The organism is Stappia sp. TSB10P1A, from assembly GCF_900185725.1.
Lineage (GTDB): Bacteria > Pseudomonadota > Alphaproteobacteria > Rhizobiales > Stappiaceae > Stappia.
Genome location: NZ_FYAU01000036.1, coordinates 96,792 through 122,029, shown reverse-complemented (window position 1 = coordinate 122,029; position 25,238 = coordinate 96,792). Strand labels below are relative to the sequence as shown.

Here is a 25,238-nt window from a genome sequence, read left to right as displayed (position 1 = left end):
GACCTTTCTGAGCTTGATCTGGGACTGGAGTCGATACGGTGGGATTTGCAGTGACCGACCTTTTCGAAGGACGCATGTTCGGGTTGCGTGCCGGTGCGAAAGGCGCCGCACTTGCTCTTACGGGCATTTTCGCCTCGTTTGCCGCAGGGGATGCCGCCACGGCGCAGCCGGCTCCTGTCCAGATGATGCTTGAGCAGCAGCGGGTCGAATGGCGCGACCAGTTCGATACGACGATGCGGACGCTGCAGGCTGTCGAGTCGACGTTTCCAACCCTGTCTCCGGACACCGCCAGCTATGTCGAAGGCGCCATCCAGCGCTATTCCATGATCGTGCAGCAAGGTGGCTGGCCGCAGGTGACGAGCGGCCGCCAGGCCATGCGCCTTGGCGTTCGCGAGGAGCATGTGCTGTCGCTGCGCCGCCGGCTGATGGTCTCCGGCGACCTTGAGCAGACGGCCGGGTTTTCGGACACCTTCGATTCCTATGTCGATGCTGCCGTGCGCCGCTTCCAGCTCCGCCACGGACTGTCGCCGGATGGCGTGGTCGGCAAGACCACGCTGATCGCCATGAACGTGCCGGCGGATGTCCGGCTGTCCCAGTTGGAGACCAACCTGGTGCGGCTGCGCTCCATGTCGGGCTTCCTTGGCGATCGCTACGTGATGGTCAATATTCCGGCGGCGGAGATCGAGGCGGTTGAAAACGGGCGCGTGCGCTCGCGCCACACGGCGGTGGTCGGCAAGATCGACCGCCAGACGCCCATCCTGAACTCGTCGATCTACGAGCTCAATTTCAACCCGTACTGGACGGTGCCGGTTTCGATCATCCGCAAGGATCTCATCCCCAAGATGAACGAGGATCCGGCCTATCTGGAGAAGAACCGCATCCGGATCTTCGACTGGAAGGGCAACGAGCTCGCTTGGCAGCAGATCAACTGGAGCACCGACGAGGCGACCCAGTACCAGTTCCGCCAGGATCCGGGCGAGATCAATTCGCTTGGCTCCGTGCGGATCAACTTCCACAACACGCATCAGGTCTATCTGCACGACACGCCGTCCAAGTCGCTCTTCGGCTCGGATTACCGGTTCCATTCGTCCGGTTGCGTGCGTGTGCAGAATGTCAGGGAACTGATCACCTGGCTGCTGGAAAGCACCACCTCGGACTGGAGCCGCGCACGGGTTGACGAGACCATTCGCTCCGGAGCCCGCGAGGACGTGAAGCTCGGGACCAAGATCCCGATCTACATGTCCTATGTCACTGCCTGGGCGACCGCCGAGGGCGTGGTGCATTTCCGTGAAGACATCTACAACCGCGACGGTCTGCTGATGAGCGACGCGACGATGGGCAGTGCGTCCCTGCAGTGATTGTGAGGCTGCGGCACGCCGCAGCACGGGGGCGCGTCGCCTGCCGGCTGCCCTGGGCGGCCTCCGACACGTCGGAGGCCGTAAGTCGTATGGCTGAAGACTGGTGCTTGCAGACGGGGGCCTGAAGCCGGGTACCTGAAGTCGGGCGGGGGAAGTCGTGACCCTGGGAAAGCCGCCGAAAGGCGAGGTTTATTTCGAATTTCATCCCCTCGGGCGCCAGGTCCGGGTTGCGGCAATCGATGGCGATACCGGCACCGAGGTTGTCGTCATGGGGCCGATCCAGGCCTCGCAGGCCGACCTGCAGCAGCTCGCTCTCCGCAAGCTCATGAAGCGTCTGGCCGAAATCGGGCCAACGCGCTGAAGGGCCGGGCATCGTGAGCCGGCGTGATGTCGGGCGCCGGCAATGGCCCTTGGTTCCCGCGTGCGGCTGTGCTATCTGGCGAAGCCTTTCGGATGGACCGGACCGGGCAGCATTCAGCAGCGCTGAGTCCGGTAGGCCGGGCGTTTTCCGTTCGCCTGCGGTTGCGGCGCCTGTGGTCGCGATGCGCGGCTGATCTCACTTCAGGACTGCTAGAGGGGACCGACGATGTCGATGACTGAAACCACGTTCGACACGCCGATTTATCCGGATTTCTTCACCCGTTCGCTTGCGGACGTGGATCCGGAAATCAATGCGGCGATCACCAGCGAACTCGGTCGCCAGCGCCATGAGATCGAGCTGATCGCGTCCGAGAACATCGTCTCGCTCGCGGTGCTTGAGGCCCAGGGCACGATCCTGACCAACAAGTATGCGGAAGGCTATCCGGGCAAGCGCTACTATGGCGGCTGCGAGTTCGTCGATGTCGTCGAGACGCTGGCGATCGAGCGCGCCAAGCAGCTTTTCGGCGCACAGTTCGCCAATGTGCAGCCGAATTCCGGCAGCCAGATGAATCAGGCCGTGTTCCTCGCCCTGCTGCAGCCGGGCGACACCTTCATGGGGCTTGACCTCAACTCGGGCGGTCACCTGACCCACGGCTCTCCGGTCAACATGTCCGGCAAGTGGTTCAACGTCGTGTCCTATGGTGTACGGCAGGACGACCATCTGCTCGACATGGACGAGATCGCGCGCCTTGCCGAGCAGCACAAGCCGAAGCTGATCATCGGCGGCGGCACGGCCTATTCCCGAATCTGGGACTGGAAGCGCCTGCGCGAGATCGCCGACTCGGTCGGCGCCTATCTGATGGTCGACATGGCTCACATTGCCGGCCTGGTCGCCGGCGGCGCGCATCCTTCGCCGCTGCCGCATGCCCATGTGGTCACCACCACGACGCACAAGTCGCTGCGTGGTCCGCGCGGCGGCCTCATTCTCACCAACGACGAGGCGATCGCCAAGAAGGTGAACTCGGCCGTTTTCCCCGGTCTGCAGGGCGGGCCGCTGATGCATGTGATCGCGGCCAAGGCGGTTGCGCTCGGCGAGGCTCTGCGCCCCGAATTCAAGACTTACGCGCAGGCCGTTGTCGCCAACGCCAAGGCACTGGCCGCCAGCCTGCAGGAGCAGGGGCTCGACATCGTCTCCGGCGGCACCGACAACCACCTGATGCTCGTCGACCTGCGCCCGAAGAACGCCACCGGCAAGCGCGCCGAGGCGGCTCTCGGCCGTGCCAACATCACCTGCAACAAGAACGGCATTCCGTTCGATCCGGAAAAGCCCTTCGTCACCTCCGGCATTCGACTCGGCACCCCGGCGGGAACCACCCGTGGCTTCGGCCAGGGCGAGTTCCGCGAGATCGGTCGCCTGATCGGTGAAGTGCTCGATGGTCTGCGCAGCGCCAACAGCGAGGATGGCAATGCGGAGGTCGAGGCGCGGGTGAAGGAGAAGGTGATCGCACTCACCGATCGTTTCCCGATCTACCCGACTCTCTGAGCGCGAGCCGGCGCGCAAGTCGCGTGCCGGCAGCCAGTCTCCGTGGATCGCCTCTTGCAGGGGTCCGCCGGTCCGGAGCCAAGACAGCATGAAGTGCCCGTATTGCGGGTGTGACGACACCCAGGTGAAGGACTCGCGTCCCACGGAGGACAACACCGCGATCCGCCGCCGTCGGATCTGCACCGCTTGCGGTGGCCGCTTCACCACGTTCGAGCGGGTCCAGTTGCGCGAGTTGACCGTGATCAAGCGCAGCGGCCGGCGTGTTCCCTTCGATCGAGACAAGCTGATGCAGTCGGTGCGCATCGCCACCCGCAAGCGTCCGGTTGAACCGGAGAAGCTGGAGCGGATGGTGAGCGGCATCGTCCGGCAGCTCGAAAGCTCGGGAGAAAGCGACATCAAGGCGAGCGACATCGGCAACCTGGTCATGGAGGGCCTGAAGGTGATCGATGATGTCGCCTATGTCCGCTTTGCTTCCGTCTACAAGAATTTTCGCGAAGCCAAGGATTTCGAGGCGCTCCTCGACGAGATGAGCGGGCCTGACGCCGCTGCCGTCGGCGAAGGCTGATCCTTGGACATGAACTGACCATGCCGGACAGTTGGGACGATGATCGTTTCATGGCCGCCGCCGCCTCTTATGCGCGGCGAGCGCTGGGACGCGTTTGGCCCAACCCGGCCGTCGGAGCGCTGATCGTGCGCGACGACGGCGACGGCCCCGTTGTCGTCGGACGCGGCTATACCCGTCCGCCGGGAGGTCCCCACGCGGAAGTGGTCGCGCTCGCACAGGCAGGAGAAGCGGCCCGAGGGGCTACCTGCTACGTGACGCTGGAGCCGTGCTCCCATCACGGGCGGACGGGGCCGTGCTGCGTGGCGCTGGCCGAAGCGGGTGTGCGGCGTGTGGTGATTGGTCTGCTCGATCCCAACCCGCGCGTCGCCGGGCGCGGCGTCGCCATGTTGCAGGCGTCCGGCGTCGAGGTTCGCTCAGGGGTGCGGGAGGATCTGTGCAGCGCGCTCCACGCAGGTCATGTCAGCCGCCTGACCCGGGGTCGTCCGCTGGTCGTGTTGAAGCTGGCGGTATCGCAGGACGGGTTCATCGGCCGGCGCGGTGCCGGCCAGATCGCCATCACGGGGGACGATGTCTTCCGCCGTGTGCATGTTCTTCGGGCCGAGTGCGATGGGATCCTGGTCGGGATCGGCACGGCGCTCGCCGACGATCCGATGCTGAACTGCCGATTGCCGGGGCTGTCCCATCGCTCGCCCGTCCGCATCGTTCTCGACACGACCGCGCGGTTGCCGCTGGAAAGCAGGCTGGTGAAGAGCGCGGGCGACATCCCGCTCTGGCTGCTGGTGGCGGCCGATGCGGAGGTCGAAAAGGTCGACGCGCTGAGCGCGGCGGGCTGCACGGTGATCCGCCTGGCGCGAGCCAAGGGAGAGCCGATCGACCCGCGGACCGCCGTTCGCGCCCTCGGCCAGCGCGGCATTACCAAGCTGATGGTCGAGGGAGGCTCGGCGGTCGCCCGTGCGTTTCTCGATGCCGATCTGGCCGATGAAGTCATCATCTCGCAAAGCGATCTGACCATCGGCGACGGCGGCATCCTTCCCTTCGGGGAACGCGGGGTCGACTTGGTGACCGCTAGCGTGTTTTTCCGCAAGGTCGGGGCAAGGCGGTTCGGTGCCGACACCATGACCCATTTCCTTCGTGAAAGGAGCTGAGATGTTCACCGGGATCGTCACGGATATGGGGCGGATCGCGTCGGTCGCGACGATTCCGGCCGGACTGCGCACGCGGATCGTCACCGCCTATGATCCCGAGGGGATCGAGATCGGCGCGTCGATCGCCTGCGACGGGGTGTGCCATACGGTCACCGCGCGCGGCCGGGACGGCGGCGAGAACTGGTTCGAGATCGAGTCGGCGGCAGAGACGTTGCGTCTGACCACCGTCGGAAGCTGGACAGTTGGCGACCGTGTCAACCTGGAGCGCTCGCTGAAGATTGGGGATGAACTGGGCGGACACATCGTCCAGGGCCATGTCGACGGAACGGCCGAGATCATCGAGCGGGTCGACCACCCGGACTCGGTGTTCTTCCGCTTCCGCGTCCCGGCAGATTGCGCGCCGTTCATCGCCAGGAAGGGCGGCGTGGCGCTGCATGGCACATCGCTGACCGTCAACGAGGTGGAAGGGGACACATTCACCGTGTTTCTCATCCCGCATACCCTTGCGGTCACCACCTGGGGCGAGCGCAAGCCCGGTGACAGGATCAATCTCGAAGTCGACATGATGGCCCGCTACGCGGCCCGGCTCGCCGAGTATCGCTGACCTTCGTCCCGCCCGGTCTGCACCTTGCGCGGCTATCCCGCGGCGGCATGGCCGCCCCCGGCAATCCGCGCTGGACAAACGCGGCCCGGCATGGTTCCTACCGGCACCTTGACGCCGGCTGGACCGGCTTTCGGAGTGGCGATCTGTTTCGTCCCGCATGCGCCCGGCGACCGGGCCGCAACGATATGAAAGCGAAGAGAGCGACATGACGACTCCCCGAATCCTGATCATCGACGCCCGCTTCTACGAAGACATTGCCGATGCCCTGCTTGCCGGCGCCATGGAGGTGCTTGAAGGGCAGGGGGCGGATGTAACCCGTGTCTCCGTGCCTGGGGTCCTGGAAATCCCGGCCGCCCTCGCGATGGCGCTGGCCGCCATGGAGGCCGGAACCGCCGACTATGACGGCTTCGTGCTGCTCGGCTGCGTGATCCGCGGCGAGACCTCCCATTATGACATTGTCGCCAACGAATCCGCCCGCGCCGTGATGGAACTGGTGATCGATGCGGCGCTGCCGCTCGGCAACGGCATCCTGACCGTCGAGAACGGCGAGCAGGCCTGGGTGCGCGCCGATCCGGCGAAAAAGAACAAGGGCGGCGCAGCGGCGCAGGCCGCGCTCGACATGATCGCGATCAGGGACCGCTTCGGGATCTGACATGACCGAGGACAACGAAGCCCGGACGGAGCCGCTGGTGCGCCCCGCCAACAAGCGGGGGGCTGCCCGTCTGTCTGCCGTGCAGGCATTGTACCAGATGGATGTCGGCGGCTCGAACCTTGCCGATGTTCTGGTGGAGTTCGAGGCATTCCGTCTCGGGGCCGAACTCGACGGCGAACAGTACCGGGAGGCGGATGCGAGCTGGTTTCGTGACCTCGTCAAGGGCGTGGTCTCCGAACAGCGCTATCTCGACCCAGTGATCCATCGCTCGCTGGTGGCCGGCTGGCCGCTGAAGCGGATCGACACGACCTTGCGCGCCATCCTGCGCGCCGGTGCCTTCGAGCTGATGCGGCGCAAGGACGTGCCGGCCCGCGTCGTGATCAGCGAGTACATCGATGTTGCCCGCGCCTTCTACGAGAAGGACGAGCCGCGTATGGTGAACGGCGTGCTCGACAAGCTGGCGCGGGAATTTCGCGCGGCGGAGTTCGACGGCCCCGGCAAACCGGAGCCGGCGGAAGACGACGCCTGATCTGCCTGCCCTTGCGTGAGGAGTGAGTCCGTGGAGCTGCGGCGATTCGTCGTGGCTTGCGCCTCCTGCGCGATCCTGCGGCCCTGGCACAACTTTTCTAAATGGAAATGCCATGAGGCGGAACCGGATCAAGTGCCGGTGGAGCCGTCCGTGGAGCAGCTCCTTGCACCCGCCGGTGCGGCTCGTTCCGGGCGATTCCGGTAAATCTTCCGCAGCGTAAGGAATGGCGGCCCGGCCTTGCGGGCAGGGCAGGGCCTGATGCTGCTGGTCGTGTCTCCTTCCGCAACTGGGTGGAAACTCGTCCTTGACGGGACGCACAGGACAGATACCGTTCCTCCCGCAGGACCAGACAAGAACAAGAAAAGGTCCTTTCGCGTCCTTCATTGGGGGGAAGTATGCTCGAGCTCGTAATCGTAATCCTGTGTGGCCTACTGTCCATCGCCTATGGCGCGTGGGCCATTCAGTCCGTCATGGCGGCAGATGCCGGCAATGCGCGCATGCAGGAAATCGCCGGCGCCATCCAGGAGGGCGCGCAGGCCTATCTCAACCGTCAGTACACAACGATTGCCATCGTCGGCGTTGCCATCTTCGCAGTGGTCGCCTGGTTGTTGGGCATGCTGGTCGCCATCGGCTTCGCCATCGGCGCGATCCTGTCGGCCGCCGCCGGCTATATCGGCATGCACGTCTCCGTGCGCGCCAACGTGCGCACCGCGCAGGCGGCCAGCACCTCGCTTGCCGCGGGCCTCGAGATCGCCTTCAAGGCTGGCGCCGTCACCGGTCTGCTGGTCGCGGGCCTTGCCCTGCTTGGCGTCGCTGTCTATTTCACGATCCTCACCGAAATCCTCAACTATGAGGCTCAGAGCCGGGTCGTCATCGACTCACTGGTGGCGCTCGGCTTCGGTGCGTCGCTGATCTCTATCTTCGCCCGTCTCGGCGGCGGCATCTTCACCAAGGGTGCGGATGTCGGCGGCGATCTCGTCGGCAAGGTCGAGGCCGGCATTCCGGAAGACGATCCGCGCAACCCGGCCACCATCGCCGACAATGTCGGCGACAATGTCGGCGACTGCGCCGGCATGGCGGCAGACCTGTTCGAGACCTATGCGGTGACGGTGGTTGCCACCATGGTGCTGGCATCCATTTTCTTCACCGGAGCGGCGGCACTGGAACTGATGCTTCTGCCGCTGGTGATCGGCGGAGCCTGCGTCGTCACCTCGATCGTCGGCACCTTCTTCGTGAAGCTCGGCGCCAGCAACTCGATCATGGGCGCCCTCTACAAGGGCTTCGTCGCAACCGCCGTGCTGTCCGCTGTGGCCCTGTTCGGCATCGTGTTCTTCTGGCTCGGCTTCTCGACCGAATACACCACCTCCGGCGGGCTGACATTCTCCGGCCGGCATCTGTTCTATTGCGGGCTTGTGGGCCTTGTGGTCACCGGCCTGATCATCTGGGTGACGGAGTATTACACCGGTACAGATTACCGGCCGGTCCGCTCCATCGCCCAGGCTTCGGTTACCGGCCACGGCACCAACGTGATCCAGGGCCTTGCCGTTTCGCTGGAAGCGACGGCACTGCCCGCCATCGTCATCATCGCGGGTATTCTCGGCGCCTATAACCTGGCAGGACTCTTCGGCATCGCCATCGCAGTGACGACGATGCTGGCACTCGCCGGCATGGTGGTTGCGCTCGATGCCTTCGGCCCGGTGACGGACAATGCCGGCGGCATCGCCGAAATGGCAGGGCTCCCGAAGGAGGTGCGGGTCACCACCGACGCGCTAGATGCTGTCGGCAACACCACCAAGGCGGTCACCAAGGGCTATGCCATCGGCTCGGCCGGTCTGGGTGCGCTGGTGCTGTTTGCGGCCTACACGGAGGATCTCAAGTTCTTTGCGGCCAATGCGACGCCGGGCTCCTATTTCGACGGGGTCGTCGTCGATTTCTCGCTGTCCAACCCCTACGTGGTGGTTGGCCTGCTGTTCGGCGGCCTGCTTCCCTATCTCTTCGGCGGCATCTCGATGACCGCCGTCGGCCGCGCCGCCGGCTCGGTCGTCGAGGAGGTGCGTCGGCAGTTCCGCGAGAAGCCGGGCATCATGGAAGGCACGGAGAAGCCGGACTATGGCCGCGCCGTCGACATGCTGACCAAGGCGGCAATCCGCGAGATGATCATCCCGTCGATGATGCCGGTCCTGTCGCCGATCGTGGTGTTCTTCGTCGTCACTGCCATTGCCGGCAAGTCTCAGGGCTTTGCCGCCGTCGGCGCCATGCTGCTCGGCGTCATCGTCACCGGCCTCTTCGTCGCCATCTCGATGACGGCGGGTGGCGGTGCCTGGGACAATGCCAAGAAGTCCTTCGAGGATGGCTTCGTCGACAAGGACGGGGTCCGGCACATGAAGGGCTCGGAAGCGCATAAGGCCTCGGTCACCGGTGATACGGTCGGCGATCCCTACAAGGATACGGCTGGTCCTGCGGTCAACCCGATGATCAAGATCACCAACATCATGGCGCTGCTGTTGCTGGCCGTGTTGGCGCATGCCTGACCAAACTGGGGCCGTCGCTTGCCGGCGGCCCTGCCGCTTCCATGCCGTGCCGCATGACAAAAAACGCCCGCAGCCTCGGCTGCGGGCGTTGCGTTTGAAGAGGCCGAACGGGGCTCTAGAGGTTGAGGCTCGGGTTCTGGGCGCCGCGCAGGATCTGCGACAGGAAGCCGTAGTCGGAGCCGCCGGTGCGGGTCTTGCGGTTGAGGATGTCGACGACCTTGCCGTCCTCAAGGCTGTAATAGGCGGTGTCGCGAACGAAGCCGTCCTCATCGAAATAGACCGCAACGACCCGCTGTTCGACCGTCCGCGGGCTCATGAAGGCCGTGGTCCGCTTCACCTGCGAGATATAGTAATAAGCCTCGCCGTCGAGCCGTGAGGCGGTCGAGGGCGAACCAAGCAGCAGTTCGACCTGCTCACGGCTCGATCCCACCTGGATGTCCCGCACCCGGTCCGGCGGGATGACATGGCCGTGATTGAGCGTCGTGGTGAAGCAGCCACCGAGCGGCAGCGCCAGAACGCCTGCCAGCAATGCTCCGCGAATCCATGTCTTCATATGAAGCGTATCCTGTTGCTTTCTGGCAGCTCTCACGACCGGAAGGCAGCCGTGCGCCATCTTTATCGCTCCGCGCGTCCTTGGCAAAGTCCCTAACCTGCGTTAGGCCACTTGGCAACCTTCGTCCAAGCGAGGCAACCCATGGTCTTCGGTCTCTTTCGCCGGCGTCAGCGTCCGGAAGTGCTCGCCGCATACACCTCGATCGTGGCACAGGCGCGGCAGCCCTGGCTCTACGTCCGCTATAACGTGCCCGATACCGTCGATGGCCGTTTCGAGATGGTCATGCTTCATACGATCCTGGTGCTCAACCGGCTCCGGGGCGAGGGAGGGGAAGTCGCCAGTTTCTCCCAGGAGCTTTTCGACACGTTTTTCGCCGACATGGACGGGTCGCTGCGGGAAATGGGTGTCGGCGATCTTGGGGTTCCGAAAAAGGTGAAGAAGATGGCCGAGGCCTTCTATGGTCGCGCCGCGGCGATTGCCGAGGCTCTGGCCGCCGACGGCTTGCAGGAGCTTGCAAGCGTCGTTGACCGCAATCTTTTCGCCGGCGCGTCGGACATGGGTGCTGCGCATGCGATTGCCCGCTACCTGCGCGAAGCTGCGGACGGGCTGGACCGCCAGCAGGCATCGCAGATCGTCGCCAGCGGCCCCAAGTGGCCGGGCGAGCCGGTCGACATAGGGTAAAGCTGGAAGGAGACGTTCATGGCACTCGCTGACTTCCCTCTGTCGCACCCGCAGGACATCCAGCATCTGACCGACAAGCCGTTGGTGGTGGATCTGCGGCCGGACGAGGCGCAACTCCAGCGCCTGACCAAGGCCTACTCGCTGCTCGCCTTGGAAGATCTCGTTGCGCGGTTCGAACTGCGCCGATGGCGCCGTGACGGCGTTGCGATCGAAGGCCGGCTCCAGGCGCGGGCGACTCAGGCTTGCGTTGTCACGCTGCAGCCGGTGGAACAGCAGATCGACGAGGCATTCACCATGCGGTTTGACCCCGATGCCGCAGCCCTGTCCGGCGTCGAGGAGGAGGGCGAGATCGACATCGATGCCTTTGCCGAAGACCCACCGGATCTTTTGGAGGGGGGAAGGCTCGATCTCGGCGCGATCCTGTGCGAGCAACTGGCGCTGGCGCTGGACCCCTTTCCGCGCGCGCCCGGGGCGGAGCTCCCGGAGGGCTATGGCGAAGACGGCAAAGTCGATGCGGACGACAAACCGCCGTCGCCATTCGCCGTTCTGGAGCGGTTCCGCAAGCATGAGGAGTAGGCCGCACATCTTGCGCGCGGCTGAAGGCCAGAAAGCTGTTGTCTCTCCGTTGTAAACAGGTATGTTCCCCAACGCCTCGGATGAAGGGGAGTCCAACCACTCTTTCGTGTGTCGTGGCAACGGCTGCCCGCAAGTCATGAGGTTGCACGACCTTGTGAAACGACCCGTCGGGCGGCGCAGGCAACAACAAGACAAGACGGCAGCATTGTCGTCCCGGGCCCGAGCGGTCTGGAGAATTCGGGACAGCAATGCCGATCGGCGCGCTCTCTTCCCTTCGGGTGGGGCGTCGCCGCCGATCCAGAAGACACGGACGATGGCTCAGACGGTTCGAATCTCGCTGGATGCAATGGGCGGCGACAGGGGGGCGGAAGTCGTCGTTCCTGGAGCCGCATTGGCGCTGGAACGGCGTCCCGACATCAGCTTTTCCTTCTACGGCAACTCGGATGCGGTGGCGCCGCTGCTGCAGGCGCATCCGCGTCTGCGCGACGCCTCGACGCTGCATCACTGCGAGGTCGCCGTCGCCATGGACGCCAAGCCCAGCCAGGCGCTACGCCAGGGGCGCTGGAAGTCGAGCATGTGGCGCTGCATCGAGGCGGTGAAGACCGGTCATGCGGATGTCGCCGTCTCGGCGGGCAATACCGGCGCCCTTATGGCCATGTCGAAATTCTGCCTGCGCACCATGGCGAATATCGAGAGGCCGGCGATCGCGGCGATCTGGCCGACCACACGGGGCGAATCCATCGTCCTCGACGTTGGCGCGACCATCGGCGCCGATGCCCAGCAACTGATCGACTTCGCGCTGCTGGGCGGTGCGATGGCCCGCATCCTCTTTTCCATCGAACGCCCGACCGTCGGCCTTCTCAACATCGGCGTCGAGGAGGTGAAGGGCCTGGAAGAGGTGCGCACCGCCGGCCGGCTGCTGCGCGAGGCCAACCTGCGATCGCTGACCTATGCCGGCTTCGTCGAGGGGGACGACCTCGGCAAGGGCGTCGTCGATGTGGTGGTGACGGAAGGGTTCGCCGGCAATATCGCCCTGAAGACAGCGGAAGGGACAGCGCGCCAGATCGGCAGCTACCTGCGCTCCGCCATGAATCGGACTTGGCGGGCACGGCTCGGCTATCTGCTGGCGAAGGATGCCTTCGACCGGCTGCGGGAGAAGATGGATCCCCGAAAGGTCAATGGCGGCGTCTTTCTCGGCCTCAACGGCATCGTCATCAAGAGCCATGGCGGAACCGACGCGGAAGGCTTTGCCGCCGCCGTCGAACTTGCCTACGACATGGCCCGCAACGATCTGATGAACAAGATTTCCCAAGACCTCAAAAGCTACCATCGCGGCCGGTTCGCGCCGCGGGACGGATCGGAAGGTGATCAGTGACAGTCAAGCGATCCATCGTTCTTGGGACCGGCAGCTATCTTCCGGCCCGCCGGCTGACCAATGACGATCTCGCCAGGATGGTGGACACTTCCGATGAATGGATCGTCCAGCGCACTGGTATCCACGCCCGGCATATCGCGGCGGACGGCGAGTTCACCTCCGATCTCGCGGTCGCTGCTGCCCGCAAGGCGCTTGAGGCGGCAGGGTGCGAGGCGACGAGCATCGATCTGATCATTCTTGCCACGGCAACACCGGACAATACCTTCCCGGCGACTGCCGTCACGGTCCAGCACAGGCTCGGCATCGCCAGCGGATTCGCGTTCGATGTGCATGCGGTCTGTTCGGGCTTCGTCTATGCGCTGGCAACGGCGGATGCCTATCTGCGGGCCGGCATGGGAAAACGGGCGCTGGTGATCGGCGCTGAGACCTTCTCCCGCATCCTCGATTGGGAGGACCGCACCACCTGCGTGCTCTTCGGCGATGGGGCAGGCGCCATTGTCCTGGAGGCAGCGGAGGGGGACGGGACCACGGCCGATCGGGGTATCCTGACCTCGCACCTGCGCTCCGACGGCGCCCACAAGGACAAGCTCTATGTCGATGGCGGTCCGTCTTCGACCCAGACCGTCGGCCACCTGCGCATGCAGGGCAAGGAAGTCTTCCGCCATGCGGTGTCGATGATCACCGACGTGGTCGAGGCAGCCTTCGAGGCAACCGACACCAGCGCCGAGTCCCTTGACTGGTTCATTCCCCATCAGGCCAACCGCCGCATCATCGACGCCAGCGCCAAGAAGCTCGGCGTCGACCCCGCCAAGGTGGTTGTGACTCTGGAGGATCACGGCAACACCTCCGCGGCCTCGATTCCCCTGGCGCTCGACCAGGCGGTGCGCGACGGGCGGGTGAAGCGCGGCGACCTGATCATGCTCGAGGCGATGGGCGGCGGCTTCACCTGGGGAGCGTCGCTGCTGCGCTGGTAGCCATGCAAAGGCTTGAGCCTTGTGAACTTTTACGAACCGGAGCAAGGTCAGACTGTTGACCGTCTGCGCGCGAGCCAATAGGCTGTCTTCCGGGTTCGGTGGGCCCCGAAGGGTCAAAGAAGAATATCCCTGACACCGTCGAACCACGAGGTTCGGCCAAGGAGGGACTATGAGCGGCAGGACAGTTACGCGGGCCGATCTTTGTGAGGCGGTCTACCAGAAAGTCGGCCTTTCAAGATCGGAATCATCGGAACTCGTGGAAAAGGTCCTGTCGGAGATCGCGGACTGTCTCGTTGCCGGAGAGTCGGTGAAACTCTCGTCATTCGGGTCCTTTGTCGTGCGCTCCAAGGGAGAGCGCATCGGACGAAATCCGAAGACCGGCGAGGAGGTGCCTATCCTCCCGCGCCGAGTGATGGTGTTCAAACCGTCGAACGTGCTCAAGAAGCGCATCAACGAGACGATGATGGGAGCGTCCGGGAGCGGCGACTGAGACAGCGCCGGCGGACGATGAAGCACCATTTCAGTGACCGTCGAAAAAAGCCCTGACGCCTTTCGCACGATCAGCGAGGTCGCCGACGATCTCGACTTGCCGCAGCACGTCCTCCGTTTCTGGGAAACCCGCTTCACCCAGATCCGCCCGCTCAAGCGCGGCGGCGGTCGTCGCTACTATCGTCCCGACGATATCGATCTGCTGCGTGGCATCCGGCATCTGCTCTATGGCGAAGGCTATACGATCAAGGGCGTGCAGCGCATCCTGAAGGAACAGGGCCCCCGTTTCGTCATGCAGGTCTGGCGCGAGGATGGTATCGCGCTCGCGGCCCTTGCCGCACAGCCGGGGACGGACGAACCGGAGGTCGAGGACGTGGTGCCCCCGCCGGCTGCTCCGCCAAGGTCGCAGCCGCGCACGCCGGATTTCGCGCCGAGCATGCAGGCACCTCGAGCACGCCAGGCGGAACCGCAGTTCGTCGATCCGGACGATGATGGAGAGCCGATCCCGCGCGGCATATTGCCCGAGGGGGCCGTGCCGCCGGAGATGCCGACGACGCGCGCCGGGTTTCGTCTCATGGAGCGGCTGCTCGGCGAGCGTGTCGAGGCTCCGTCCGGCAATCTGTCGAAGGACGATATCCGCCGCCTCCAGGCGACGCTTTTCGAGCTGCTGGAATGCAAGCGCATCCTCGATCAGGCGCGGTAGATCGGCGGGAGCGAGTGCCTGCTAAACACCGCGCCGGCGGCTAGCGGGTTTCTGGCGGTGCGATCTCCAAGGTTATCGCCGCATACCAGTCCGCAACGCGGCGCATGTCCTCGTCGCTCATGTCTGCCGCTATCGCCGACATCACGTCGTGTTGGCGCTTCCCGAGCCGGAACGCCTTGAGCTGGGTATCGATATAGATCGCGCTCTCTCCGGCGAGGTTTGGCACGCCGTCCATCTGCCCGATTCCCTGGACGCCGTGACACGTGCTGCACTCGACAGGGGCGTCATTCTCCGAAACTCCGGCGGGAAGGACCGCGCTGGCCTGCTGCGCCCCGTACCAGGCGGCAAGATTGGCAATCGCTGCGTCGTCGAGCGACTGAGCCACCACGCTCATCATTTCATGCGTGCGCCGGCCGTCCCGGAACGCGCTGAGCTGAGACTCGATATAGGAGGCAGGCTCGCCGCCGATGTGAGGTGCGATCGGTATTCGGGCCATGCCCTCAAGGCCGTGGCAAGTACGGCACTGGCCGGCCTGTTTGCGACCAGCTTCCGGATCACCGAGAGTGCCCTCGGCGACGGCGGGTGAGGAACCGGCAACCCGGGCAGGAACAATCCCGCCCGGGTTCGGACCAGCGAGGAGCATGGCGCAGGTGAGCACCATCGCAGGTCGCTTCATTCTCAGTTCCCCTCGTAGGAGATTCGGTAGAGGGCTCCGGCCAGATCGTCGGACACCAGAATAGAACCGTCACGCAACTGGGCGACGTCGACCGGGCGGCCGAGATACTCTCCGTTCTCATCGATCCAGCCTTCGGCGAAAGCCTCCGTGGTGGCATTGCCCTCACTATCGATGAAGGTGACCATGACGCGCGCGCCGACCGGCTCCGTGCGGTTCCATGAGCCATGCTGTGCAGAGAAGATCGCGTTCCTGTACTTCTCCGGGAATTGGCGGCCTGTATAGAAGGACATTCCAAGATCGGCTGCGTGGGCGATCGTCTCCACGGCCGGCATGACCACCTCCACCGGCACTTCCTCGTTCGCGTATTCGTTGGTCCGCACGTCGCCGCCGCCGTACCAGGGATGCCCGAAATGCTGTCCGGCCGCTGTCTGTCTGTTGATCTCGCCCGGAGGGATATCGTCGCCCATGCCGTCCACCTGGTTGTCGGTAAACCAGAGTTCTCCGGTCTGGGGATGGAAGTCGTGTCCGACAGAGTTGCGAATGCCGTAGGTGTAGACCTCGCGCCCGGTTCCATCGGTGTTGATGCGGATAATGCCGCCAATGCCGAACTCGTTGTACAGATCCAGCTTCTCTGCTGGCGCCACGTTGAACGGCTGGCCGAGCGAGATATAGAGCTTTCCATCGGGACCGATCCTGCAGACCCGTGCAGTGTGATTGTAGCTCTCCTCGGATGGCGGAACCAGTTCGCCCTGCTTGATCACGTTGAAGGCGGCGACGTCAGGGCTTTCGTAAAAGAACTCCGCAGCCGGATAGACCAGCACCCGGTTCTGCTCGGCGATGTAGAGGAAGCCGTCCTTCGAGAAGCACGGACCATTGGGGATCGCAAACTTGAGCGAGGGAGCGAAGTCCTTCACCTCGTCCGCGACACGATCCTTGTTGCGATCAGTCACGGCCCAGACCTTGTCCTTGCGCGTGCCGACGAAGGTGACGATGCCCTGCGGACCGACGGCAATGTGGCGCGCATCGGGGACCACGGCATAGAGGTCGATCTTGAACCCGGCCGGAAGCTTGATGCGCTTCAGCGTTTCACGGATGCCGTCGGCATAGGCGCCGCTCTGCTCCACAAAGGTGAACTCCGTGGTGCCGGTGCTCTGGAAATTCGACAGTTTCTCGAGGTTGTCCGGCACCGGCGCCTGCGCGGCGGCGAGGGATGTCGCGGCCAGCAGAGCCATGCTTGCAAGCAGGAAGGTCTTCATGCGTTTCCTCCGGTGGTGATGGTTGGACCGCGGGAGCGGTCGCAATGCACGGGATCTGCGTCCCGATTGACGCTCGAAAGACCCCGGACGGTCGCGCCCCAGGAACAGGCGGCCTCGTCCGGACAGGTGAGCGGGAAATATAAAATCATACATATGACAAATGATGCAATCTTTGCGAGAAGGGCGGGTCTATTACCCCTTGTCTCTGCCCGCCCTCTCTCGTCCGGGGCTGCTGGCTACAACTGTCCTTGCGACATCTGCGAGGCGATATGGTCGGCCTGGCGGATCGCCAGCGCCACGATAGTCAGCGTCGGGTTCTCCGCCGCGCCGGTGGTGAACTGGCTGCCGTCCGACACATAAAGGTTCGGCACGTCGTGCGCCCGACCCCAGCGGTTGACCACGCCGTCCCTCGGGTTTTCCGACATGCGGTTGGTGCCGAGATTATGCGTGGAGGGGTAGGGCGGCGTCGGGAAGGTGCGCGTCGCGCCGACTGCCTCGTAGATCGCGATGCCCTGCTTGTAGGCATGGCGGCGCATCGCGATGTCGTTGGGGTGGTCGGTGAAATGCACGTTCGGCGCCGGCAGCCCGTACTGGTCCTTGAGCTCGTGATTGAGCGTGATCCGGTTGGTCTCCTGCGGCATGTCCTCGCCGACGATCCACATGCCGGCCATGTTCTCGTAGGAATCGAGCGCGGTGGTGAACTCGCGGCCCCAGGCACCCGGATCCAGGAACGCTGCCATGAACGGCAGTCCGAGGGCGAGTGTCTCGAGTTCGTAGCCGCCGACGAAGCCGCGCGAGGGATCGTGCCTCGCCTCGTCCTGGACGATGCCGGCCATCGTCGTGCCGCGCCACATGCGCACGGGCTTGTCGAACACGGCATAGACCGATCCGGTCATGTGCCGCATGTAGTTGCGTCCGACCTGGCCGGAGGAGTTGGCAAGCCCGTCGGGGAAGAGGCTCGAGGCGGAGTTGAGCAGCAGGCGAGGGCTCTCGATCGAGTTGCCCGCGACGCAGACGACGCGCGCCTTCTGCAGGTGCTGGTTACCGTCCCTGTCGGCATAGAGCACGCCGGTCACCTTGCCGCCGGCATCGTGCTCGATCCGCAGAACATGGGCGCGCTCGCGCACCTCAAGGTTGCCGGTGGCTTCGCCGCGCGGGATGTCCGTATAGGCGGCGGACCATTTGGCGCCCCATTTACACCCCTGGAAACAGAAGCCGGTCTGCTGGCAAGCAAAGCGGCCGTCGTTCTCCGCCGAGTTGATTGCCATGCGTCCGGTATGGACTTCCGTGTAGCCGAGCTTGCGCGCGCCGGCTTCGAAGACCTTGAAATTGTTGTTGCCGGGCAATCCTTCTCGACCGCCGGTGCGCGTGACGCCCAGCTTCTCCTCCGCCTTCTCGTACCAGGGTTCCATCTCGGCAAGGTCGATCGGCCAGTCGAGCAGGTTGGCACCCTCGACATTGCCATAGGTGCTGCGGGTCTTGAATTCGTGCGGCTGGAAGCGCAGCGACGCACCCGCCCAATGGGTGGTGGTGCCGCCGACAGCCTTGACGATCCATGCCGGCAGGCCGGAGAAGTCCTTTGCAACGCGCCAGTCGCCGGAGGTCGAACGCGGGTCGAGCCAGGCCAGTTGCCCGAAACTCTCCCACTCGTCGTTGATGTAGTCTTCCGGCAGATAGCGCCCGCCGGCTTCCAGCGCCACCACGCTGACGCCCTTCTGGGCCAGTTCATTGGCCAGGACGCCGCCGCCGGCGCCTGTCCCGATGACCACGACGACCGTGTCGTCGTTCAGGTCGAATGGTGCGGCCATGACAGCCTCCTCCCTCAGAGCCAGTTGATGTCGTCGAAACCCCGGTCGATGTAGCCGCCCAGCGAGTAGCTTTCCCCCTCGTAGCCGAAGAGGGGCCACACGGCCTTCTGGTTGTAGAGCCCGGTGACCAGCCCGCCGCGCACGGTCTGGAAGAAGGGGCTCTCCTCCATCGATCGCAGGAGGTCGGAGCGCTCGCGCTCCCAGCCGATCGCGAGATATCCGGCATGCCCCTTGCCCTGGGCCGCCGCGTCGAGCGCGGTAACGCCGGCCTCGATCATCGCCGCCTTGTCGGGGACGTCGTATCCCTTGACGGCGATGGCGTAATACTCGTCCGCCACATGATCGTGCGGATAGATGTCGCGGGCCATGCGGATCAGGGTTGCCATGGTTTGCGGCTTCAGATGGGCGACCTCCATTGCCCATGCCGCGGTGTTGGCGGCCAGAAAGCCCGGTCCGATGACGAATGCGGCGCCAACTGCTGCGCTGCGTGCCAGCAGTTGCCGTCTGGTCATGTGTCTGTGGGTCAGTGTTTCGGTCATTTTCCTCCCTCCCGAAACGGTGTGCCCCGTTCAGCGATAGCGACCGTGGCGCTGCAGCACCTCGATCTGATAGCCGTCCGGATCCTGAACGAAAAAGAAGCGGGCCAGCAGAGCGCCGTCGCGGTTGAACTCCACGATCTTGCGCGGAGCGAGCCCGGCCTGCTCGAAGCGGGTGTGTTCCGCATCGAGATCGTCGACGCAGAAAGCCAGATGTCCGTAGCCGTTGCCGAGGTCGTAGGGTTCCGTGCGTCCCTTGTTGACCGTCAGTTCGACCTCGAAATCCGCGTCGGCATTTCTGAGATAGATGAGGATGAAGTCGTCGAACTCGAGCCGTTCGGCAATGTCGAGCCCGAATGCCGTCTTGTAGAAGCCAACGGAACGCGTTTCATCGAGCACGCGGATCATCGCGTGTATGCATTTCGCCACGAGTGTTCTCCTGGATCAGTCCTGACGGCGGTGCCGGCAGCTTTCTTCAATCGGACAGCCCTGGCCGCAAGACTGCGGCCAGATGGCTGATGCCCAGTTCTTCCGATAGAGAAAGGATGCGTCCGGGATTCACTTCATGGGTAGTAAAGTTTTACTACAGGCGCTTTTTACTCCGCAGCTTCCAGATGCATCTGAGGAACCGTCTGGCGAAGCCGAACGAGACAGGCACAGCGCAGCAGCGAAGTGAAGTTGCGCGTCTCGCCCCGCAGTTCCAGCACCTCGGAATGCAGCTTCGAGATGAAGGCCGGCGTGCTCACGCCTTCGCTCTGCGCGATCTCGTCGATGATCTCCCAGAACGAGCGTTCGAGCCGGATGCTGGTGCTCTGTCCGTTCAGTCGCAGGCGCCGCATTTCGGGTTCGTAGTCGCCCGGGTCCTGCCCGGCAAAGATGTGGCACATGTACGTTCCTCCCACGTGACGGCCGGGTTCTTGTCGGTGCTCCGGTCCTTGTCAAGCATGGTAGCGCTGTTCGCGGATCGCACAAGTGGACCAGAGGTCGAGCCTGCCCCTCCGGACCTGCAGCCAGGGCGGAACCCGTTGCTGCGCGTCAATGGATCGGGCCGTCGATAGGCAGGTCGAGGTCGTCGCGCTCCGGGCGGGTGATCTCCGGTCCCAGGGCGAAGGCAAACCCGGTGACCCCCATGAGATCTTCCGCCACTTCGCAGCGGAAGGAGAGGTCGTACCAGCGTCCGCGTCCCTGGATTGCCGCTCCCTTTGCCTCCAGCGCCAGGCCCGTCAGCGTCGCTTCCTCGCGTGCCTCGGCGATTGCGTATTCGAACCGCAGGTCCGGATGCTCCCGGCGCAGTTGCTCGACCGCCTCATAGGTGCACAACTGAAAGATTCGCTCTTCCGGGTCGGCCAAGTCCAGTTCGGCGAGCGCCGCGCGCCCGAGCGCTGTGTCGCGCAACCGCGAGGTGTAGAGGGTGCGCGCCTCGGTGAGTTCAGGGACCCGTCGCCGGGGAGGGGCGGGCGTGACGCGGGCGGCATCCTTGGCCGTGGGCGAAGGCGGGGCGTCCGTTGACGCCCGATCGGTTGGCAAGTCTGCTGGCACCTGCTCGTCCTGCGTCCGATGTTGCTGCAATGGCGCAGGTGCTGCGGAAGACACATCGTCTGCGGGCTGCGTTGTCGTCCCCCGGGGGGCGTCCGCAACCTCCCCCAGCCGAGGCTCGGCTCGCGTTTGCAGCGGTACCAGCACCACTTCGACCGCATCGTCATACGATACGCCGTAGGGCTGTGGAGGATCCGAGAGCAGTGCAAGCATTGCGAATGCCGCGACGTGAAAGGCTGCCGACAAGGCAAGGCCGAGCGTCAGGTCCCAACGCTCCGGAGGGGCTGGGGGCTGATCGGCAAAAGCAGGTGTCGAGGCCCCCTCAGTGTCGATGGGGCCTGCCCGAACGTCTTCAAGATCGGCCTGGGTCGCGATCTCGCGCGCGCTCATCGCACGACCGGCTTTGCTGCTTGGCGTCTATGGATGATGGGGCTGAGCATGTCACGCATCGGCCCGGATATTCCGGCCACTGCATGACGATCTGAACGCCAAGCAGGGCGAGATGCGAATGGTCGGGCAGGCCGGATTTGAACCGACGACCCCTTCACCCCCAGTGAAGTGCGCTACCAGGCTGCGCTACTGCCCGACTGCCCGCTTCGCGAGCCCGTTCTTCCTATCCGCTTCGCAAGGGGCACGCAAGCGCTTAAGAACCGCAATCAACGCTCGCGAGCGGCCTTCATCCCGGCGGAAGACAGGCGCTTGGCGGCCGAGGTCCGCCACGCATATTCACAGGCGATCAGACCCCAGGCGAGGCCGTAGAGCAGATAGAGATGGCGCCAGCGGTCGGTATCGATGATCGCCGACATCAGCATGTGACCGAACAGCACCACGAACACGCATTGCGCGGCCCACGTCCACGGGCGTCGCTGGTAGACCAGCGGGAACAGCCGGATCGCCGTGAAGGCGACGAGCGAGAGATAGGCGACGCCGCCGAGCCAGCCGTAGGTTGTGAAGGCTTTCAGATAGGTATTGTGCTCGTCTTCGGGGAAGAAATTGCGGAACTGCAGGGGACCGAGCCCGAACGGCCGGTCGAGCACCATCTGGAAGCCGAGCGTATAGCGCGCGAAACGGCCGAGCCGCGCCGTGTCGTAGTCCTGCACCAGCCTGGCACGCTGCAGCAGCATTCCGGAGATGGACTCGACCGACAGCGCGACAGCGATCAGCGCAAGGACGGCGAGAACGCCGGCGGCTCCGAACAGGATCAGCCGCGCGCGTTCCCCGCGCTCCCGCGTCATGCAGAAGAGGATCACGTAAAGGCCGATAGCGGCAAACGCGGCAAGCCCCCAGGCCGCGCGCGAGAAGCTGAGCAGGATACCGAAGCTCAGGACACCGAGCACCGCGATTGCGATTCCCGAGCGGGCAAGCGGGCGGGTCAGCACCGTGTGCAGGGCGATGGTCCAGGGCAGCACCAGGAAGGGGCCGAAGACATTGGGGTCCTGGAACGTGCCTTTGGCGCGGCCGTACAGGGTGAAGAGGCTGCCGGGAAGCAGGCCGAAATAGCCGCCGATGCCAAGGAGCGCAACGATGACCGCGCTCGCCGTGTAGGCATTGGCGATGGTTGCCAGACGGGAGGGATCGCTTGCGACCACCGAGGCGAAAAAGACGGAGGTCAACGCCAGGAAGCCGGTGACGGCGATATACATGATCGCAACGCCGAAATTGTCGGACATCAACGTTCCGAGCAGACCGCCGCAGACGAAGAGCACGATCACCAGCAGAAGAGGGCCGAGGGCGGGGGAGAAGCGCGGGCCGGACAGCAGCCAGCCCGACAGCACGACCACCATCGCCAGCTCGTAAGGGGCGGGCTCGCGCAGCACGAATCCGCCAAGGAAGGTCACCAGCCAGAGCGCGAGCGTGCCGATCAGCCGCGTATCGATGCGCAGGCCGCCGCTACGCCGGATCGGAGCGGTGGGAGCTCCGGCAAGTCCGCGATGGGCGGCCGTGCTCAATAGGCGTTCTCCGACTTGAACAGGGCGAAGGGCGTTGCCAGCAGGATGCGGATATCGAACAGGATCGACCAGTTCTCGATATAATAGACGTCATATTCGACGCGCTTCTGGATCTTTTCCGGCGTGTCGACCTCGCCGCGCCAGCCGTTGATCTGGGCCCAGCCGGTCACGCCGGGCTTGACCTTGTGGCGCGCGAAATAGCCGTCGACCACCTCGTCCCACATCTTCTCGTTCGTGTGGGCATTGACCGCATGCGGGCGCGGCCCCACCAGCGACAGATCGCCTTTGAGAACGTTGAAAAGCTGGGGCAATTCGTCCAGCGACGAGCGGCGGATGAAGCGGCCGACGCGGGTCACCCGCGGGTCGTTGCGGGTCACCACTTTCTTCGCGGCCGGGTCCGCCATCTCGTGATACATCGAACGGAATTTGAGGACTTCGATCACCTCGTTGTTGAAGCCATAGCGCTTCTGGCGGAAGAGGGCAGGTCCCTTGCTGTCCAGCTTTACCGCCAATGCGGTGGCGATCATGACCGGCGACAGCAGCACGATCATCAGGCTCGCCACGATGAGGTCGAAGGCGCGCTTGGCGATACTGTCCCAGTCGGCAAGCGGCTTGTGCACCACGTCGACGATCGGCACGGTTCCGATGAAGGAAGACGCGCGGTCGCGGAAGGTCAGCTTGTCGGTATGGGCGGACAGGCGGATGTCGACCGGCAGGACCCACAAGGTCTTGAGGAACTCCAGCAAGCGCTTCTCGGCTCTCAGCGGGATCGTGACGATCAGCATGTCGATGCGAGCGATGCGGGCGAACTCGACAAGGTCGCTCACCGTCCCAAGCTTCGGATAGCCGGCGACGATATCCGGCGAACGGTCACCCTTGCGGTCGTCGAACAGGCCGCAGATGCGGATGTCGTTGTTCGGCTGCCGCTCGATTTCGTGAATGAAGTCTGCGGCAACCTGACCGCCGCCGACGATCACCGCCCGCCGCTCCAGCCGGCCTTCGCGCGTCCATTTGCGCACGAAAATCGTCACCAGCGTGCGCGCCGTCAGCAATGTGGCCAGTCCGAACCCGTACCAGAGGATCAGCAGATCGCCCGGCACGCCCCGCATCACGTTGCCGAATGTCTTGGCCATGAACATGGTCACGAAAACCAGGGTCCAGGCGATGACCATGCGTGCGGCCTGGGCCACCATGTTGCGCATCAGCGGGATCTGGTAACAGTCCGAGGCCTGGAAGAAGGCGGAGGAGAGCAGCAGCGCCGCAGCGACCGACAACAATGCGGTCGACGAGACCACCGGAATGCCGCCTGAATGCAGGGAGGCAAAGCCGAAGGCCGCCACGATGGCAAGGTCGGCCAGTCGCACGGTGCCGCCCAGCACTGTCGGCGAGACCACGGAGGTCTGCAGGCCGCTGGCGATCTTGATCGCGAGCGGCGACAGTTTGCTGGTGTTCGTCAGCGGGGTGCTGTTCTCGCCCTCCGTCTCCGACGTGCTTGGCATGACGTTCTGCAGCAGTTGCGCGGTATGATGCGGGGGCATTTCCTTTGCCTCTTTCATTCGCGCCTGCCCGACGCGCCGGCATCCCGGTTCGCCAGGGCGCTGGCGGCAGCCAGCGTCGGCGCGTCCGGGCTCCGTCCCGCCTTGTCCTGCCGCTTCACCCCGCGCGTCTCCAGATAGAGCGAGGTGATGCGATCGTTCATGAGTTCGACGTTGAAGGTCTCGGACAGGCACTTGCGCTGCCCTTCCGCGCGCCGGCACATGGTATCCGGATCCCGGAAGGCCGCAGCCATGGCGCTGGCCAGTTCTTCCGCATCGCCCGGCGTTACCAGTTTGTCGGCGAAGCGGCCGAAGATCTCCGGAATGCCGCCGACGCGGGTTGCGATCAGCGGCATCTGGGCCGCCACCGTCTCCAGCACGATATACGGCATGGCCTCCGCACGGGAGGGAACGACGACACAGCGTGCGAGACGGAAGGCTTCGCGGGCGGGCATGGCGCCGAGGAAGCGAACGCGGTCGGTAAGGCCGTGCGCCTGGACCATCGCTTCGTAGCGCGAACGATCTTCGCCCTCGCCAACGATATCAGCCCGGGCCTTCATGCCGTGGACGCTCTCCATATGCGCCAGCGCCTGAATGAACAGATCCGGCCCCTTGAGGTCGCGCAGCATGCCGATGAACAGGAAATCGGCGGCGTCGGCCTGCGGCCGCACTTGCGAGAACTCTTCCGGTGCCAGCCCGTTATAGACGACCCGAGCGGCCACCTTGGGCATGGAGACCTTTGATTCGTAGGCAGAGTACTCGTAGTCCGAGACGAAGATGAGTCCGTCGGTGAAGCGCTCCTGCAAGCGCTCGAGCGCGAAATAGATGCGTCCTTCGATCCCGCGCGGATCGTAGTGGAGGCTGCCACCATGCGGGCAGTAGATCCGGGTGACCTTGCGGCCGCGCAGCCGCAGCAAGGTGCCGATCGAACGGGCGAAGACCCCGCCCTTGGCGCCATGGCCATGCAGGACGTCGGGCTTGAGATCGCGCACATGCCGAAACAGCGACAATGCCGCACGCAGGTCGCCGGGGGTTACCTGGCGACGCATCGGAAAGCGCGCGATGCCGAGGGCAAGCTGCGGGGCAAGACGTGCGATGGCCTCGGCTTCGAACGGGCCGCCGGTGGAGGCGTCGCAGATCACTCCGACCTGATGACCGGCCCGCGTCTGGGCCAGCGAAAGGTCGGAGATATGTCGGAAAATCCCGCCGATCGGGGCGCGGACGATGTGAACGATGCGCAAGGGCGCGGCGGTCATCTGGAAACTCCCTGGCTCAACGCGGCTGCCCGTCCGGATTATCTTTCC

General features: G+C 64.5%; 26 protein-coding genes and 1 tRNA gene. 15 read left to right on the top strand and 12 right to left on the bottom strand.

From position 1 onward, the window contains the following. Positions 1-74: 74 nt before the first annotated feature. The 9 genes from TSB10P1A_RS19245 (at position 75) to TSB10P1A_RS19205 (ending at position 9,287) form a co-directional block, all read left to right on the top strand. On the top strand, positions 75-1,358 hold the full coding sequence (locus tag TSB10P1A_RS19245) for a L,D-transpeptidase family protein (protein ID WP_186390074.1): 1,284 nt from the start codon (positions 75-77) through the stop codon (positions 1,356-1,358). A gap of 157 nt (positions 1,359-1,515) precedes the next feature. Continuing rightward, positions 1,516-1,719, top strand: a complete 204-nt coding sequence (locus TSB10P1A_RS19240; protein ID WP_208985235.1) for a hypothetical protein — start codon at positions 1,516-1,518, stop codon at positions 1,717-1,719. 231 nt (positions 1,720-1,950) lie between these two features. Beyond that, positions 1,951-3,261 (top strand): serine hydroxymethyltransferase, encoded by a 1,311-nt coding sequence (gene glyA, locus TSB10P1A_RS19235; RefSeq protein WP_208987177.1) that lies wholly within the window; start codon positions 1,951-1,953, stop codon positions 3,259-3,261. Positions 3,262-3,349: 88 nt separating this feature from the next. Continuing rightward, positions 3,350-3,826 (top strand): transcriptional regulator NrdR, encoded by a 477-nt coding sequence (gene nrdR, locus TSB10P1A_RS19230; protein ID WP_186389565.1) that lies wholly within the window; start codon positions 3,350-3,352, stop codon positions 3,824-3,826. A 20-nt stretch (positions 3,827-3,846) separates the two neighbouring features. Next, positions 3,847-4,971 carry a bifunctional diaminohydroxyphosphoribosylaminopyrimidine deaminase/5-amino-6-(5-phosphoribosylamino)uracil reductase RibD gene (ribD, locus tag TSB10P1A_RS19225; RefSeq protein ID WP_186389564.1) on the top strand — a complete coding sequence of 375 codons (1,125 nt, stop codon included), beginning with the start codon at positions 3,847-3,849 and terminating at the stop codon, positions 4,969-4,971. Between the two features lies 1 nt (position 4,972). After that, complete coding sequence (locus tag TSB10P1A_RS19220) at positions 4,973-5,575, top strand: riboflavin synthase (protein ID WP_186389563.1); 603 nt, start codon at positions 4,973-4,975, stop codon at positions 5,573-5,575. Between the two features lie 205 nt (positions 5,576-5,780). Beyond that, the gene (ribH, locus tag TSB10P1A_RS19215) at positions 5,781-6,227 is read left to right on the top strand and encodes a 6,7-dimethyl-8-ribityllumazine synthase (protein WP_186389562.1); all 447 of its coding nucleotides are present in this window, start codon (positions 5,781-5,783) and stop codon (positions 6,225-6,227) included. Between the two features lies 1 nt (position 6,228). Continuing rightward, positions 6,229-6,756, top strand: coding sequence for a transcription antitermination factor NusB (gene nusB, locus TSB10P1A_RS19210; protein WP_186389561.1), 528 nt, complete (start codon positions 6,229-6,231; stop codon positions 6,754-6,756). A gap of 395 nt (positions 6,757-7,151) precedes the next feature. Beyond that, positions 7,152-9,287, top strand: a complete 2,136-nt coding sequence (locus TSB10P1A_RS19205; RefSeq protein WP_186389560.1) for a sodium-translocating pyrophosphatase — start codon at positions 7,152-7,154, stop codon at positions 9,285-9,287. A gap of 115 nt (positions 9,288-9,402) precedes the next feature. Here TSB10P1A_RS19205 and TSB10P1A_RS19200 read toward each other — a convergent pair whose 3' ends face one another. Continuing rightward, complete coding sequence (locus tag TSB10P1A_RS19200; RefSeq protein WP_186389559.1) at positions 9,403-9,840, bottom strand: outer membrane protein assembly factor BamE; 438 nt, start codon at positions 9,838-9,840, stop codon at positions 9,403-9,405. Positions 9,841-9,981: 141 nt separating this feature from the next. Here TSB10P1A_RS19200 and TSB10P1A_RS19195 point away from each other — a divergent pair, with 141 nt between their 5' ends. From TSB10P1A_RS19195 to TSB10P1A_RS19170, 6 genes are all read left to right on the top strand, one after another. Further along, positions 9,982-10,521, top strand: coding sequence for a ubiquinol-cytochrome C chaperone family protein (locus tag TSB10P1A_RS19195; protein WP_186389558.1), 540 nt, complete (start codon positions 9,982-9,984; stop codon positions 10,519-10,521). A gap of 18 nt (positions 10,522-10,539) precedes the next feature. Continuing rightward, positions 10,540-11,097, top strand: a complete 558-nt coding sequence (locus TSB10P1A_RS19190; RefSeq protein ID WP_186389557.1) for a DUF177 domain-containing protein — start codon at positions 10,540-10,542, stop codon at positions 11,095-11,097. A 313-nt stretch (positions 11,098-11,410) separates the two neighbouring features. After that, positions 11,411-12,472, top strand: a complete 1,062-nt coding sequence (gene plsX / locus TSB10P1A_RS19185; RefSeq protein ID WP_186389556.1) for a phosphate acyltransferase PlsX — start codon at positions 11,411-11,413, stop codon at positions 12,470-12,472. After that, the gene (locus tag TSB10P1A_RS19180) at positions 12,469-13,446 is read left to right on the top strand and encodes a beta-ketoacyl-ACP synthase III (RefSeq protein WP_186389555.1); all 978 of its coding nucleotides are present in this window, start codon (positions 12,469-12,471) and stop codon (positions 13,444-13,446) included. The genes plsX and TSB10P1A_RS19180 overlap by 4 nt, the downstream gene beginning before the upstream one ends. A gap of 169 nt (positions 13,447-13,615) precedes the next feature. Further along, positions 13,616-13,936 (top strand): integration host factor subunit alpha, encoded by a 321-nt coding sequence (locus tag TSB10P1A_RS19175; RefSeq protein ID WP_186389554.1) that lies wholly within the window; start codon positions 13,616-13,618, stop codon positions 13,934-13,936. A 33-nt stretch (positions 13,937-13,969) separates the two neighbouring features. Then, positions 13,970-14,638 carry a MerR family transcriptional regulator gene (locus TSB10P1A_RS19170; protein WP_186389553.1) on the top strand — a complete coding sequence of 223 codons (669 nt, stop codon included), beginning with the start codon at positions 13,970-13,972 and terminating at the stop codon, positions 14,636-14,638. Positions 14,639-14,678: 40 nt separating this feature from the next. Here TSB10P1A_RS19170 and TSB10P1A_RS19165 read toward each other — a convergent pair whose 3' ends face one another. The 11 genes from TSB10P1A_RS19165 to TSB10P1A_RS19115 form a co-directional block, all read right to left on the bottom strand. Further along, complete coding sequence (locus tag TSB10P1A_RS19165) at positions 14,679-15,314, bottom strand: cytochrome c (protein WP_186389552.1); 636 nt, start codon at positions 15,312-15,314, stop codon at positions 14,679-14,681. A 2-nt stretch (positions 15,315-15,316) separates the two neighbouring features. Further along, on the bottom strand, positions 15,317-16,570 hold the full coding sequence (locus TSB10P1A_RS19160) for a sorbosone dehydrogenase family protein (protein ID WP_186389551.1): 1,254 nt from the start codon (positions 16,568-16,570) through the stop codon (positions 15,317-15,319). A 236-nt stretch (positions 16,571-16,806) separates the two neighbouring features. Then, positions 16,807-18,378, bottom strand: a complete 1,572-nt coding sequence (locus TSB10P1A_RS19155; RefSeq protein ID WP_186389550.1) for a GMC family oxidoreductase — start codon at positions 18,376-18,378, stop codon at positions 16,807-16,809. 14 nt (positions 18,379-18,392) lie between these two features. Then, the gene (locus tag TSB10P1A_RS19150) at positions 18,393-18,917 is read right to left on the bottom strand and encodes a Twin-arginine translocation pathway signal (RefSeq protein WP_186389549.1); all 525 of its coding nucleotides are present in this window, start codon (positions 18,915-18,917) and stop codon (positions 18,393-18,395) included. A gap of 30 nt (positions 18,918-18,947) precedes the next feature. Continuing rightward, positions 18,948-19,343 carry a VOC family protein gene (locus TSB10P1A_RS19145; RefSeq protein ID WP_186389548.1) on the bottom strand — a complete coding sequence of 132 codons (396 nt, stop codon included), beginning with the start codon at positions 19,341-19,343 and terminating at the stop codon, positions 18,948-18,950. 167 nt (positions 19,344-19,510) lie between these two features. Further along, positions 19,511-19,801 carry a ribbon-helix-helix domain-containing protein gene (locus TSB10P1A_RS19140; protein ID WP_186389547.1) on the bottom strand — a complete coding sequence of 97 codons (291 nt, stop codon included), beginning with the start codon at positions 19,799-19,801 and terminating at the stop codon, positions 19,511-19,513. Between the two features lie 148 nt (positions 19,802-19,949). Then, positions 19,950-20,840: a DUF930 domain-containing protein gene (locus TSB10P1A_RS19135; RefSeq protein WP_186389546.1), complete on the bottom strand. Its 891-nt coding sequence runs from the start codon at positions 20,838-20,840 to the stop codon at positions 19,950-19,952. Between the two features lie 119 nt (positions 20,841-20,959). After that, positions 20,960-21,036: transfer RNA gene (locus TSB10P1A_RS19130), tRNA-Pro, on the bottom strand. A gap of 70 nt (positions 21,037-21,106) precedes the next feature. Next, positions 21,107-22,399, bottom strand: a complete 1,293-nt coding sequence (locus TSB10P1A_RS19125; RefSeq protein WP_186389545.1) for an O-antigen ligase — start codon at positions 22,397-22,399, stop codon at positions 21,107-21,109. Next, positions 22,396-23,937, bottom strand: a complete 1,542-nt coding sequence (locus tag TSB10P1A_RS19120; protein ID WP_244293186.1) for an undecaprenyl-phosphate glucose phosphotransferase — start codon at positions 23,935-23,937, stop codon at positions 22,396-22,398. Before TSB10P1A_RS19120 ends, TSB10P1A_RS19125 begins: the two co-directional genes overlap by 4 nt. A gap of 14 nt (positions 23,938-23,951) precedes the next feature. After that, positions 23,952-25,190 (bottom strand): glycosyltransferase, encoded by a 1,239-nt coding sequence (locus TSB10P1A_RS19115; RefSeq protein ID WP_186389544.1) that lies wholly within the window; start codon positions 25,188-25,190, stop codon positions 23,952-23,954. Positions 25,191-25,238 lie beyond the last annotated feature (48 nt).